At 67.2% G+C, this 13685-nt stretch carries 11 protein-coding genes; 3 read left to right on the top strand and 8 right to left on the bottom strand.

The features are described from left to right. Positions 1 to 2: 2 nt before the first annotated feature. The 3 genes from ABL312_RS17135 to ccrA form a co-directional block, all read right to left on the bottom strand. Positions 3 to 1670, bottom strand: coding sequence for an AMP-binding protein (locus tag ABL312_RS17135; protein ID WP_349358616.1), 1668 nt, complete (start codon positions 1668 to 1670; stop codon positions 3 to 5). 122 nt (positions 1671 to 1792) lie between these two features. After that, positions 1793 to 2332 carry a CAP domain-containing protein gene (locus tag ABL312_RS17140; RefSeq protein WP_349358617.1) on the bottom strand — a complete coding sequence of 180 codons (540 nt, stop codon included), beginning with the start codon at positions 2330 to 2332 and terminating at the stop codon, positions 1793 to 1795. A gap of 93 nt (positions 2333 to 2425) precedes the next feature. Beyond that, positions 2426 to 3721 (bottom strand): crotonyl-CoA carboxylase/reductase, encoded by a 1296-nt coding sequence (gene ccrA, locus ABL312_RS17145; RefSeq protein WP_349358618.1) that lies wholly within the window; start codon positions 3719 to 3721, stop codon positions 2426 to 2428. Positions 3722 to 4159: 438 nt separating this feature from the next. Here ccrA and ABL312_RS17150 point away from each other — a divergent pair, with 438 nt between their 5' ends. Continuing rightward, complete coding sequence (locus tag ABL312_RS17150; RefSeq protein WP_349358619.1) at positions 4160 to 6199, top strand: protein meaA; 2040 nt, start codon at positions 4160 to 4162, stop codon at positions 6197 to 6199. Between the two features lie 485 nt (positions 6200 to 6684). On the opposite strand, the gene ABL312_RS17155 is transcribed toward ABL312_RS17150, so the two are convergent. From ABL312_RS17155 to lysM, 3 genes are all read right to left on the bottom strand, one after another. Further along, entirely contained in the window at positions 6685 to 7758 is a 1074-nt protein-coding gene (locus ABL312_RS17155) for a pentapeptide repeat-containing protein (protein ID WP_349358621.1), read from the bottom strand. Between the two features lie 415 nt (positions 7759 to 8173). Then, positions 8174 to 8899 (bottom strand): GH25 family lysozyme, encoded by a 726-nt coding sequence (locus ABL312_RS17160; protein WP_349361441.1) that lies wholly within the window; start codon positions 8897 to 8899, stop codon positions 8174 to 8176. Positions 8900 to 9122: 223 nt separating this feature from the next. Further along, on the bottom strand, positions 9123 to 9560 hold the full coding sequence (lysM, locus tag ABL312_RS17165; protein ID WP_349358622.1) for a peptidoglycan-binding protein LysM: 438 nt from the start codon (positions 9558 to 9560) through the stop codon (positions 9123 to 9125). 219 nt (positions 9561 to 9779) lie between these two features. Here lysM and ABL312_RS17170 point away from each other — a divergent pair, with 219 nt between their 5' ends. Continuing rightward, positions 9780 to 10583, top strand: a complete 804-nt coding sequence (locus tag ABL312_RS17170) for an exodeoxyribonuclease III (protein WP_349358623.1) — start codon at positions 9780 to 9782, stop codon at positions 10581 to 10583. Positions 10584 to 10797: 214 nt separating this feature from the next. Here ABL312_RS17170 and ABL312_RS17175 read toward each other — a convergent pair whose 3' ends face one another. Then, complete coding sequence (locus tag ABL312_RS17175) at positions 10798 to 11772, bottom strand: NADPH:quinone oxidoreductase family protein (protein ID WP_349358624.1); 975 nt, start codon at positions 11770 to 11772, stop codon at positions 10798 to 10800. A gap of 160 nt (positions 11773 to 11932) precedes the next feature. Between ABL312_RS17175 and ABL312_RS17180 the strand changes: the two genes are divergently transcribed. After that, the gene (locus ABL312_RS17180) at positions 11933 to 12487 is read left to right on the top strand and encodes an RNA methyltransferase (RefSeq protein WP_349358625.1); all 555 of its coding nucleotides are present in this window, start codon (positions 11933 to 11935) and stop codon (positions 12485 to 12487) included. A 151-nt stretch (positions 12488 to 12638) separates the two neighbouring features. Here ABL312_RS17180 and holA read toward each other — a convergent pair whose 3' ends face one another. Next, positions 12639 to 13682 carry a DNA polymerase III subunit delta gene (gene holA, locus ABL312_RS17185; protein ID WP_349358626.1) on the bottom strand — a complete coding sequence of 348 codons (1044 nt, stop codon included), beginning with the start codon at positions 13680 to 13682 and terminating at the stop codon, positions 12639 to 12641. Positions 13683 to 13685: the final 3 nt, after the last annotated feature.

Consider the following 13685-nt stretch of genomic DNA (forward strand, 5'->3'; position numbering starts at 1 on the left):
CCCTATTCCTCGGCGAGCGCCGGCGCCGCCGCCCCGCCCTCGCGCAACAGCCGGCGAATGACCTTGCCGGTGGTGGTCAGCGGCAGCGCGTCGACGAAGGCGATCTCGCGCGGATACTCATGCGCCGACAGCCGCGTGCGCACATGCTCGCGAATGTTTTCCTCCAGCGCGGCATCGCCCGACACGCCGGGCTTCGTCACCACGAAGGCCTTGACGATTTCGGTGCGCACCGGATCGGGCTTGCCGACCGCGGCGGCGAGCGCCACGGCCGGATGCGACAGGAGGCAATCCTCGATCTCGCCAGGCCCGATACGATAGCCGGCCGATGTGATGATGTCGTCGTCGCGCCCGACGAAATGGACATAGCCGTCGCCATCGCGCACGCCCTGGTCGCCGGTCGTCATCCAGTCGCCGACGAACTTGTCGCGCGTTGCCGCGGCGTCGTTCCAATAGCGCAGGAACATCACCGGATCGGGCCGGCGGATGGCGATCTGGCCCTGCTCGCCGGCCGCGCATTCCCGCCCGTCCTCGGCGATGATGCCGACCGTGTGGCCGGGCACCGGCCGCCCGATCGCCCCCGCCCGCGTGACACCGATCCCGGCGCAGGACGCAAGCACGGCGTTGCATTCGGTCTGGCCGTAGAACTCGTTGACGGTGAGACCCAGGCGATCGCGCGCCCAGTCGTAGGTGTCGCGGCCGAGCGCCTCGCCGGCCGACCCGACGGCGCGCAGGGCGAGCGCGAACCGCGACCGCGGATCGGGCACGGCCCGCAGCATCTTCAGTGCCGTGGGCGGAATGAAGGCATTGGTGACGCCCATGTCCGCCATCAGCGCGAAGGCGCGCTCGGGATCGAACTTCTCGAAACGGTGCGAGACAACCGGCACGCCGAGCGCGAGCGCCGGCAAGAGCGCGTTGAGCAGACCGCCCGCCCAGGCCCAGTCGGCCGGCGTCCAGAACAGGTCTCCGGGGCGCGGCAGGAACTCCTGCGCCATCCGGATGCCCGGCAGATGACCGGGCAGGACGCGGTGAGCGTGCAGCGCGCCCTTCGGCTGGCCGGTGGTGCCGGAGGTGTAGATCATCATCGCCGGGTCGTCGGGCGTGCTCGCCACGACCTCGAAGGCGTCGCGCCCGCGCTCCAGCAGCCCGGAAAAGCCGAGCGCGTCACCGGGCGTCTCGCCGGTGGAGACGACGAGGCGCAACTCGGGCAGGTCGTCGCGGATGTCCTGGATCTTGGCAAGCCCCGCCGTATCGGTCACCACGGCCGCGGCCCCACTGTGCCCGAGCCGGTAGCGCAACGCGTCGACGCCGAAGAGATTGGCGAGCGGCACCGCGATCGCGCCGAGCTTGTAGACCGCGAGATGCGCGATCAGCGTCGGCGGGGATTGCGGCAGGAGCAATGCGACGCGATCGCCCCGGGCAACTCCGTGTGCGGCCAGCGCATGGGCGAAGCGGTTGGAGGCGCGCGCCAGATCGCCGTAGCGCCAGGTTTCCACCGCGCCCGTCTCCGGCACGTGGACAAGCGCCACGCGTTCCGGCTCCGCCGCCGCCCAGCGGTCGCAGGCGTCGACGGCGATGTTGTAGCGCTCGGGGATCCGCCAGCGAAAGGCGCGCACGAGCGCGTCATAGTCTGCCGGGGCCTCTGCCGGAGCGCTGGATGCGGGATGCAGCATGGCTGTCCTTGCCGTTGCGGTCATCGCCGGACTGGCGCATCGCCGGCCCGCTCATGGCCGACGCCCGTCATCGCCGGCGCCTGTCATGACGGCCGGTCACCGCCCGAGTGAAAGGCGCCGTCTCACGGCGCCGGGGCGGCGAGCACGAGCGACCAGAACACACGGTACTTCGAGCCGGGCGCATGGGCGGTCGCGATCCCCATGCGCGTGGCCTTGTCGTCGAGCATGACGGCGTTGTGCTTGGGCGAATCCCGCCAGCCGGAAAATGCCTCCGCGAGCGTGCGATAGCCCGCGCTGACATTCTCGACCGCGTAGGTCTTGGGCTCGCCGGCCTCCGTCAGCCGGGCCGCCAGCGTGTTGCCGCGCGCAAGCGAGGCGCGCACGTCGTTCGCCGCCGCCATCGCGTCCGCCTGCCGTTGCGCCGCGCGCATCAGCACGGGATCGAGCGTCAGCACGCCGCGCCCGTTCGACTGGCGATAGCTGGAGATCATCTGCACGGCGGAGGCCGTATCGACGGCGGCCCCGTCGCGCGCCAGATCCTGATAGAAGGGCGGCGTGACGCCGCGCTCCGGCAGACAGCCGGCGAGCGCGAACGCGCCCAGCGCCAGTGCGGTCAGCCCCGCGAGCCTCGTCGGTCCCGCACGTCGCGTGAATGTCGTCATGCGGATGTCTTATCTCCGAACGCGGGACGGCGCGAGCGAAAACCGCCGCGCCGCCGCAAGGTTGCCCGCCCGACCGGCGCCGGGCGCAGGTGATCAGCGCTTGGCCGCCTCGACCACGTCCTCGAAGGACCGCAGACCCGTCGTCGGCGCGCCGACGAGCACCGCCATGTTGCCCGGCGCGTGCTGGTTCTTCCACATCTTGGTGTGCGCCTGCGGGATCTCGTCCCAGGGGAAGACCTCGCTCATGCAGGGGTCGATGCGCCGGTCGACAACCGCCTTGTTGGCCTCCGACGCCTGCTTGAGGTGGGCGAAGTGCGAACCCTGGATGCGCTTCTGACGCTGCCAGACGTAGCGGGCGTCGAAGGTCAGGTTGAAGCCGGTGGTGCCGGCGCAGAACACGACCATGCCGCCGCGCTTCACCACCAGACAGGAGACCGGGAAGGTCGCCTCGCCGGGATGCTCGAACACCATGTCGACGTCATTGCCCTTGCCGGTGATCTCCCAGATCGCCTTGCCGAAGCGCCGGGCTTCCTTGAGCCAGGTGTTGTACTCCGGCGAGTTCACCTTGGGCATCTGGCCCCAGCAGTCGAAGTCCTTGCGGTTGATCACGCCCTTGGCGCCGAGCGACAGCACGTAGTCGCGCTTGTCCTCGTCGGAGATGATGCCGATGGCATTGGCGCCGGCCGCGGCCGCGAGCTGAATGCCGAAGACGCCCAGGCCGCCGGAAGCGCCCCACACCAGCACGTTCTGGCCCGGACGCAGCTGATGCGGCGCATGGCCGAACAGCATGCGATAGGCGGTCGCCAGCGTCAGCGTGTAGCAGGCGCTTTCTTCCCAGGTCAGATGCTTGGGACGCGGCATCAGCTGCTGCGACTGCACGCGGCAGAACTGCGAGAAGGAGCCGTCCGGCGTTTCAAACGCCCAGATGCGCTGGGTCGGAGAGAACATCGGATCGCCGCCGTTGCACTCCTCGTCGTCGCCGTCGTCCTGGTTGCAGTGGATGACGACCTCGTCGCCGACCTTCCAGCGCTTCACCTTGGAGCCGACCGCCCACACGACGCCGGCCGCGTCCGACCCGGCGATGTGATAGGGCACGTCATGCGCGCGGAACACCGACACCGGCTCGCCGAGCGCCGCCCAGATGCCGTTGTAGTTGACGCCGGCGGCCATCACCATGACCAGCACTTCGTGACTGTCGAGCTCCCAGGTCGGAACCACCTCGAGCTTCATCGCCTCTTCCGGCGGGCCGTGCCGGTCCGGCCGGATGGCCCAGGAATACATGTTCTTGGGCACATGCCCGAGGGGCGGAATCTCGCCGATTTCATAGAGATCCTTCACCGGCCTGTCCTCCGCCTCGCGGTTGTCGTTCGCTTGTGCCACAGTGCTCATCGTCTCCTGACCTCCCGTCGACCCGTCGTCGTTACGCTTGCGGGCGACGCCGCAAGTTCGCGTTTGTGGTGATGCGATCCCGGGCGCGATCGCCGGAAGCCCCCGCGATCCGACCGCCCCTTCCGATTGCACCCGATGCGCAGCCTCGTTTCGCAAATGCTGCGTTGCGTCATGCAAATCCCGTCCGACGCCCGCATGCACGAAACTATCGTGCGAAAAAGAGGCTTCACGCTATTGGACTATTGCTTAATTCACGCGTTTGCCCAAGACTGTTTTTGCATTGCACATAGAAAAAATTGGGCAAGCAGGGGCGCGTGCAGCGTCCTTTCGGGAGATCTCGGAACGTCGGCGGCCTCGACGAAACCGAGAGAAAACAGGAAGATGCCCGGCCATTCGGCAAGCGACGGCCGTCACGGGCGCGAATGCGAGGAGTACCCCATGAGCCAGGCCCCAAAGAGTGCGGCATCGACCGGCACAACGCAACCCGGTGCGTCGACCCGTGATCGGCCCCGTGATCGGCCATGGATCTTCCGGACCTACGCCGGCCATTCCACCGCGTCGGAATCCAACAAGCTCTACCGCCGCAACCTGGCCAAGGGACAGACCGGCCTGTCGGTCGCCTTCGACCTGCCGACGCAGACCGGCTACGACCCCGATCATCCGCTGTCGCGCGGCGAGGTCGGCAAGGTCGGTGTGCCGGTGGCGCATCTCGGCGACATGCGCGCGCTGTTCGACGAGATCCCGCTGGAGAAGATGAACACCTCCATGACGATCAACGCGACGGCCCCCTGGCTGCTGGCGCTCTATGTCGCGGCGGCCGACGAGCAGGGCGCGGATCGCAAGCTTTTGTCCGGCACGACGCAGAACGACATCGTCAAGGAATACCTGTCGCGCGGCACCTATGTGTTTCCGCCCGCGCCCTCGCTCCGGCTGACCCGCGACGTCATCGCCTGGACCTACGAGGCGATGCCGAAGTGGAACCCGATGAACGTGTGCTCCTATCACCTGCAGGAAGCCGGCGCGACGCCGGTGCAGGAGCTCTCCTTCGCGCTCGCCACCGCCGTCGCCATCCTGGACGAGGTGAAGGGCAGCGGCGCGATCCCGCCTGAGGACTTCCCCAAGGCGGTCGGGCGTATTTCCTTCTTCGTCAACGCCGGCATGCGCTTCATCACCGAGATCTGCAAGATGCGCGCCTTCACCGAGCTGTGGGACGAGATCTGCCGGGAGCGCTACGGCGTGGAGGACGAGCGCTACCGCCGCTTCCGCTATGGCGTGCAGGTCAATTCGCTCGGCCTGACCGAGCAGCAGCCGGAAAACAACGTCTACCGCATCCTGATCGAGGCGCTCGCCGTCGTGCTGTCGAAGAACGCGCGCGCCCGGGCCGTGCAGCTGCCGGCCTGGAACGAGGCGCTCGGCCTGCCGCGCCCCTTCGACCAGCAATGGTCGCTCCGGATCCAGCAGATCCTCGCCTATGAGACGGACCTGCTCGAGTACGCCGACATCTTCGACGGCTCCGAGGTGATCACGCAGAAGGTCGAGGCGCTGAAGGAAGAGGCCCGCGCCGAGCTTGCCCGCATCGACGACATGGGCGGCGCCATCGCGGCGGTCGAGTCGAGCTACATGAAGCAGGCGCTGGTCGCCGCCAACGCGGAGCGGCTGGCGGGCATCGAGAGCGGCGATCAGATCGTGGTCGGCGTGAACAAGTTCACCGAAAGCGAACCGTCGCCGCTGGCGAGCGGCGAGGACGGCGGCATTCTCACCGTGCCGGAGCATGTCGAGCCGGAAGCGATCGAGAAGCTCCAGGCCTGGCGCGAGGCGCGCGACGAAGGGGCCGCGCAGGCCGCCCTCGCCGCGCTCAAGCAGGCGGCCGCCGAGGGCCGCAACATCATGGAACCGTCGATTGCCGCGGCCAAGGCGGGCGTGACGACCGGCGAATGGGGCGCGGCGCTGCGCGACGTCTTCGGCGAGTACCGCGCGCCCACCGGCGTCGGCAAGGCGGCCCGGACCGATGCCGAGGATCTGGCCGACATCCGCGCCTCCGTCGACGCGGTGTCGACGAAGCTCGGCCGCCGACTCAAGTTCCTGGTCGGCAAGCCCGGCCTCGACGGGCATTCCAACGGCGCGGAGCAGATCGCCGTTCGGGCCCGCGACTGCGGCATGGAAGTGGTCTACGAGGGCATCCGCCTGACGCCGGCGCAGATCGTCAACGCAGCACTCGAGGAAGACGTCCACGTCATCGGCCTGTCGATCCTGTCCGGCTCGCATCTGGCGCTGGTGCGCGACGTGCTGGAGCGCCTGCGCGCCCAGGGCATCGACGACATCCCGCTCGTCGTCGGCGGCATCATCCCCGACGAGGATGCCAGGCAGCTCAAGGCCATGGGCGTCGCCGCCGTCTACACGCCGAAGGATTTCCAGCTCAACGACATCATGCGCGAAGTGGTGGAAATCGTCGGCACCCGCGCCGAAGCGGCGGCCTAACGAGGCCGGGAAACGGGTTGGGGGCGGCAGACGCCGACCTCCGCCCGTCCCCGCCCCGGCTCCGCAAGCCCGCATCTGCGCCCCCTCCGGGTCTCCGCTGCCCCAGGTCTCCACGGCCCTGGGTCCGGGCGGACGCCAGAGGTGGAGAGTGATGCCAAGTGGGGTCACCAATCCGACGTCATTTCGGCCGGATGCGCCGACAAGACAAAAACCGAAACAGGCAAGCCGTACCGGCTGCCGCGATGCCCATCTGGTTCGGCCTCCATGGACGTCACCCCGGCCGAGCGCAAGCGAGAGCCGGGGCCCATTGGCACCCGGACGTCCCCTGAGAGCCCATGGTATTCGCAGCGATCGCCCGTGCGCGGCCGCCACAGCCCTGTAAACGATTGGGCTCTTGGTCACCGCGCTCGCGCAATCCGGTATCGCAACCTGCTATCCTAACGGGTGGACGTCGCGCAGACACACTTTCTGACAAGACTACGAAATCATTCCCCCTCTTTGCGCATAGCCGGATCGCAATAGATGACCTGATCCGCGATTTCTTGCGGTATGTTCTTTGGTGGGCGATCCGCCCACGCCCAGACACCAATTAACAATGTTTGATTATCAAAAATCAAATTGTAAAGATTAGCATCTGATATATTGTTAGATACCAGCTCCGCTGCGGAAATATTAGAGCGCCTCAAACTCGCTTGAGAAAAGTTCACTTCAGCTAGGATAGCCCCAGACAAATTGGCGTCCAACAGTTCTGCACCAGTAAGGTCTGCATCTTTCAATCGAGTGTTGGATAAATCGGAACAGAAAAGCCTCGTTCCTTTAAAATTGGCATTTTGAAGATCAGCCCCTCGAAGGTCGACGCGAGCTAGATCCAACCCTGAGAAAACTGAATTCTTGAGATTCGGGCGCCAAGCTGCGGCGGCTTCCAAAGCGGAGGCGGTCTTTACAATTCTCCGCAGCGACTTTGTAGCGTCCAATGCCTCCTCGATATCCACACCTATGCCCTCATTGATCTGCCGCACTTCGGTGGTCGCGAATTGAGATTTGCCACTAACAGCAGTATCGGGCGCCTTCAGCGCGCGTTTTTTTGACGTCTCCCGAATGAACGCAAACAACACCGACTGAACCAGAATATAGCTTTCTTCCGGGTCGCTCATCGCCAGTTCGCGCAAGCCGTAGATGCCAGCGATACGCACCGGCAACTCCTCGCTTTCCAGCATCGCCGCGCCCTTCTGGTAGCGGTCGACGTTGAGACCACGTTCCGAAATCCGCCGTTGTTCCACGGCGGTTCGGGTCTGCCGATGTGCGATCATGGAGCGCCAGGTGGCGAGACCGATCCCGACCGCGCCGAGCGCGATCAGTCCGATGTTGCGCCAGGCCTCGATCAGATTGGGGGAGTCCGATCCAGTCAGCCGCTGCCAATCCCAGGAAAGGCTGTCGACAAGAAAAACGACGGCAAAGACGGTGACGACGATCCCGGCCAGCGCTCCGGCAAAAACGAGACCGAGGCCACCGTTGCTCGTCCTGGATTCTCGGGAGGTCGGTAACCGGTCACGATCCATGCATACGCGATCCAAAAGAACTTTGAGAACGCATGCATAAGATCAGATGGTGCTAGGCCACGCAACGCGCTGAGGTCCCTGATGCGAGCGCGCGCCCGGCGCTTCAACTCGCCCTTGGGTCACTCCTACTGTTGTGACCGGCCGCCGAAGATGACCTTCCAGCCGGCCGCGGAGAAACGTGCAGGTAGCCGCAGTGTGCCACCGGTTGCTGCTTCGCCCGCTTCCCGGTAGAGCCCGAGCGAGAGACAAGAGCGCGCCGTTTGCGGTCGGAAAATCTCGGAAAGTCTCACACAAACCGGTTTGTGCAAGTTTCCCGCACCACAAGACGGCTTGTGGAAGAAAATCGGGCTGAAACGCGACACAACAGCGCTTGTGCAAGTCCGATGCGCCTGAAGCCGGAGGCCGCCCCGACCCCCTACCGGCGCTTCAGCTCGCCCTTGAGCCACTTCCGCCACTGCGAGCGGGTGCCGAAGAAGACGTTGCGATCGACGTCGCCCTTGATGCCGTCGACGCGGCCCTCGGCCGTGTACTGCCAGAACACCCAGTCCTTGCGGTTCTCGTACTTGCGGTCGGGGTGGCTTGCCACCGAGCGCAGCCAGAAATCGTGGCCGTGCTTGGCGTCGACCAGCCGGTCGCGGTGGAAGTCGACCGAGGAATAGATGATCGGCCGCTTGCCGTAATGCGCCTCGACCGCCTCCAGGAAGAGCCGCATGTCGCGGATGATCTGCGGGCGCGGAGGGCGATCGCGGCAGGTCTTGGAGTAGGCATTCCACTCCATGTCCAGGACCGGCGGCAGGGCATCGGGATCGTTCGGCACGTTCTCGATGAACCAGGCGATCTGGTCCTCGACCGGACGGCAGAAGTAATAGAAATGATAGGCCCCGCGCGGCACGCCGGCGGCCTTGGCGCCCATCCAGTTCTGCATGAACTTCGGATCGAGATAGTCGCCGCCCTCGGTCGCCTTGATGAAGGCGAACTCCGTGCCCGCGCGCTTCACCCGGTGCCAGTCGATGTCGCCCTGATAGCGCGCGACGTCGATGCCGTGGATCGCGAAATCCTCCGGCGTGGGATCGGGAAAGTCGAACGCCGCGCAGGCGGCCAGCGACAGGGCACAGATCAGGGACAGCACGCGCGCCAGCATCATTCTCTCTTCGGTCCACCAAGGGCAGCGCCGGCGGTCTGGCCGGAGCGCCCTTCCCCTTCCTCACGGGGAGACCGTAGGGGACAAGCGTTAACGAGGAGCTTACCAAGAAACCGCGACGGCACGGAGGCGAAACGCGAAAGGCCGCGCCTTTCGGCACGGCCTCGCGCGATCGTGATCGCCCCCCTCGTCAAAACGACGGGGGAGACGGAGAAAGACCGGATCAGCCCAGCGCCGGAATGCGCAGGACCTGACCGGGATAGATCTTGTCCGGATCGGACAGCATCGGGCGGTTGGCCTCGAAGATCACCTGATACTTGGAGCCGTCGCCATAGGCCTTCTGGGCCACCGCCCACAGCGTGTCGCCCTTGTCCACGGTGTGGAAGGTCGCCTCCGGTGCGGCCTCGGCCACGGCGATCTCCTCCTCGACCTTGGCGACGCCGAGCACATTGCCGGCGGCGAGGATCAGCTTCTCGCGCGCTTCCTGCGTCGGCGCGGCGCCGGCGATCTTCACCGTGTCGCCGGCGACCTCGACCTTGACGTCCCCGTCGAGCCCGAGCGCGGCGACTTCCTTCTCGATGGCCTCGGCGGCATTCGTCTCCGGCTCGTCGCTGCCGAACAGCGATTTGCCCGCATCCTTCACGAAATCGAAAAAGCCCATGGCACAGCCCCATTGTCTGGTGTGTCGCCGCGACATCGCGGCCGCCTTCGTTATCGCGAGCCCGCGCGCGCCCGGCAAGGAGAATGAACGGGCGCTCCCCGCAATCGTCCGGCCATCGCGCGCCAGCGCGGCCACACCTCGCGTCCCGCTTGCATCGCGGCGCCGGGGCTGGCATGTCCGGGGGGACCTTTCCGCTCTTTCGCAGGACCACCCGCGCCCATGACCGACCGCCTGACGATCGCCACCTGGAACATCAATTCGGTGCGCCTGCGCCTGCCGATCGTCGAAAAGCTGCTGCTCGATCATGCGCCCGACATCCTGTGCCTGCAGGAAACCAAGTGCCCGAACGGCAATTTCCCGCTCGGCCCCCTGCGCAAGCTCGGCTACGAGCACATCGCGGTGCACGGGCAAAAGGGCTATCACGGTGTCGCGACGCTCTCCCGCCGCCCCTTCCTCAGCGAGGAGCGGATCGACTACTGCGGCAAGGGCGACAGCCGTCACCTGACGGTGGAGGTCGATGTCGCGGGCTCGCGCGTCGCGGTGCAGAATTTCTACGTGCCGGCCGGCGGCGACGAGCCGGACCCGGAGGTGAACGACAAGTTCGCCCACAAGCTCGCCTTCCTGGACGAGATGGGCGACCGCTTCGCCTCCCTGACCACACCGACCGTGGTCGTCGGCGATCTCAATGTCGCGCCGTATGAGCACGACGTCTGGTCGCACAAGAAGCTTCTGAAGGTGGTCAGCCACACGCCGGTGGAATGCGACAGGCTGGAGGCCGTGCGCGCCGCCGGCGGTCTCGTCGACGTGATGCGCCGTTTCGTGCCGATGGAGGACAAGCTCTACACCTGGTGGAGCTACCGGGCGAAGGACTGGTCGGCCGCCGACAAGGGCCGCCGCCTCGACCACGTCTGGACGACGCCGGATCTCGCCGGTCAGGCGACCCGCATGGAGGTGCTGCGCGCCGCACGCGGCTGGGAAAAGCCCTCCGACCACGCGCCGGTGATCGCCCGCTTCGAAGCCTGACGTCGGCGGCGCTTTCCTTGTCTCACGGCAGTGCGCTGCGCGCACGCCTGCGACGGCGCGGCCTGACCGGCCGACGCACGGTCGTGCGTTTGCCGCGCTCGAAACATCGCCATCGAGACGCGACACTCCCTGGTCTCACGGCAGTGCGCCGCGCGCACGCCTGCGACGGCGCGGCCTGACCGGCCGCCCAGGCGCCGGACGGCCGGGACCGCTCTCACGGCGTGATGATGACCTTGCCCGAGACCTTGCGCTCCGCGATCTGCCGCAGCGCCGACGGCGTCTCGCCAAGCGGATAGACGCCGTGGATATGCGGCACGATCCGCCCGTCGGCGACCCAGGCCAGCAATTGCGCCATGTTGTCGCGATGCGCCTCGGGTTCGCGGACGATCGCATCGCCCCAGAACACGCCCAGCACGTCACAGCCCTTCAGCAGCACCAGATTGAGCGGCAGTTTCGGGATCTCGCCGGCGGCGAACCCGATGACGAGATAGCGCCCGCGCCAGCCGGTCGCCCTGAGCGCCGGCTCGGCATAGGGTCCGCCCACGGGATCGTAGACCACATCGACGCCGCAGCCGTCCGTCAGCGCCTTGAGGCGAAGCTTCAGGTCTTCCTCGGCATAATTGACGAGTTCGTCCGCCCCGTGCTTGCGGGCAAGCTCGAGCTTCTCCGCGCTGGAGGCACAGGCGATCACCCGCGCGCCCATCGCCTTGGCGATCTCCACGGCCGCCAGCCCGACCCCGCCCGACGCGCCCAGAACCGCGACGGTCTCTCCGGGCTGCAGATCGGCGCGATCGCGGAAGGCGTGCAGCGTGGTGCCATAGGTCACCGTCAGGCCAGCCGCGGCGGCATCCGAAACGTCGTCGGGCAAGGCGACGAGATCGTCCTCGCTGGCGACGACCTGCTCGCGCACCGCGCCCCACTTGATGTAGCCCATCACCCGGTCGCCGGGGTCGAACAACTCGACCCCCTCGCCGATGGCCGTCACCGTGCCGGCGAACTCCGCGCCCGGCGAGAACGGCGGCTCGGGCCGGAACTGATACTTTCCCTGAATGATCAGCGTATCGAAGAAGTTGAGCGCCGCCGCCTGGACCGCGACCAGCACCTCGCCGGGGCCCGGCTCGGGCGCCGCGATCTCGGCGATCGTCAGGTCTTCCGGCGGCCCCAGCCTGTCGCAAATCACTGCTTTCAAGACGATGCCCCCCGCATTTTTCGCAGTGCCCCCGCATTTTTCACGATGAATGACTAGCATGAACGACGAGTCGGGAGAATCCGGCAAGAGACCGATGCTTGCAAGCCGGCCGTTCGGCGCGTATGTCGGGCGCATCCACGGTCCATCACAGGCAGGTTTCATGCGCGGTTACTTCGCCGTCGGGGCGGAAGGCATTTCCAAGCCGATGAATCTCGGCAATCTGATGCGCTCCGCGCATGCCTTCGGCGCGAGCTTCTTCTTCACCGTCGACGCGGACCGCAAGATCCGCAAGGCGCCCGCCTCCGACACCTCGAAAAGCCCCGGCCACCTGCCGCTGTTCCACTGGCCGACGATGGCCGACATGGATCTGCCGCACGGCTGCCAGCTCGTCGGCGTCGAACTGACCGACGACGCTGTGGACCTGCCAAGCTTCATGCATCCGCTCAAGGCCGCCTATGTGCTCGGTCCCGAACGCGGCTCGCTGTCGCCGGAAATGCAGGCCGCCTGCCACCACACCATCAAGATCCCGACGCGCTTCTGCCTGAACATCGCGGTCGCCGGCGCCATCGTGCTCTACGATCGCCACCGCGTGCACGGCCAGTATGCGGATCGCCCGCTCACCGCCGGCGGCCCCAGGACGCCGAAGCCGAAACACAAGCACGGCGGCCCGATCATGCGCACCGACCGCAAGATCCCCGGCATCGAAGCCGGCTGACGGGGCTTTTCCCGGAAGGGGCCATTATCCGGAAAGGCGAGGGGGCGACCCGCGCTCCCTGCGCGCTTGTCCGTCTCCGCGCGGCCCGGGCCCTTTTTTATCTCCGCGCGGCCCTCGCGCTTTCTTATCTCCGCGCGGCCCTCGCGCTTTCTTATCTCCGCGCGGCCCTCGCGCGGGCGACCCGCCCGAGCGTGAGGAACACGTCGCTGACCAGCGCCGGCGCGAGTGTCGGCGCCTTGCGCGCCTCCGCCACGGCCGCCCCCAGCCGCTCCCCGGCCTTGCCGAGATCCTCCGCCGACCACAGCGTCAGTTGCCGCGCAATGACCGCGCGGCGCTTGAAGAACACCGGCGGGCGCGCCCGCTCGACCACCTGCGCCGGTGCCACCCCGCGGTCGACGTCGACGCGCGCGCGCGCCAGAAACTGGAAATGCCGCAGGGCGCTGCCCGCGATCACGTCGGCGCGCTGCCCCGTGGCCTCCAGCCGCTCCAGCCCGTGATCGAGCGTCGCGAGGTCGCCGAGTGCCGCAGCGTCAATCAGCGCGTCCACGGCGAAGGCCGACGCATCGCCGATGATCGCCTCCACGTCCGCCGTCTCGATGCGGGTCTGGCCATGCGCGTAGAGACAGAGCTTGCGCACCTCGCCCCGGCTCGCCAGCCGGTCGGCCCCGAGCAGGCCCATCAACGCCTGACGCGCCTCGCGGGTGATCGTGAGCCCGGCCTCCCGGGTTTCGGTGTCGATGATGCGTTCGAGATCCCGCTCCGCGTCCGCATAGCAGGCGATGGCGACCGCCTGCCGGTCGCTCTCGACCTTCTTGCGCAGCCCGGTTCCCTTTTTCAGATCGCCGGCCTCGATGACGACGAGCGCGGTCGCCGGATCGAGCTGGCCGAACAGCGGATCGACGGCGGGGGCCAGGTTCTTGCCCGCCCCGTCGCGCACCCAGACCACGCGCCGACCGCCGAACAGCGGCACGGTCAGCGCCTCGTCGATCAGACGCGCAGGATCGGAGACGACATCGGACGCATCGAGCTTGACCAGGGAAAACGGATCGTCGACGCCGCCGCTCGCCGCCGCGACGAGCGCCTGCGCGCGTTCCGACACGAGCCCGACGTCGGGACCGAAGACCAGCACCAGCGGGACATTGTCCGGCGGATTGGCGACGAACCGGTCGACCTCGCCGGCCTTGAGCGCCACCATCGC

It is taken from the genome of Stappia sp. (assembly GCF_040110915.1).
Classification (GTDB): domain Bacteria; phylum Pseudomonadota; class Alphaproteobacteria; order Rhizobiales; family Stappiaceae; genus Stappia.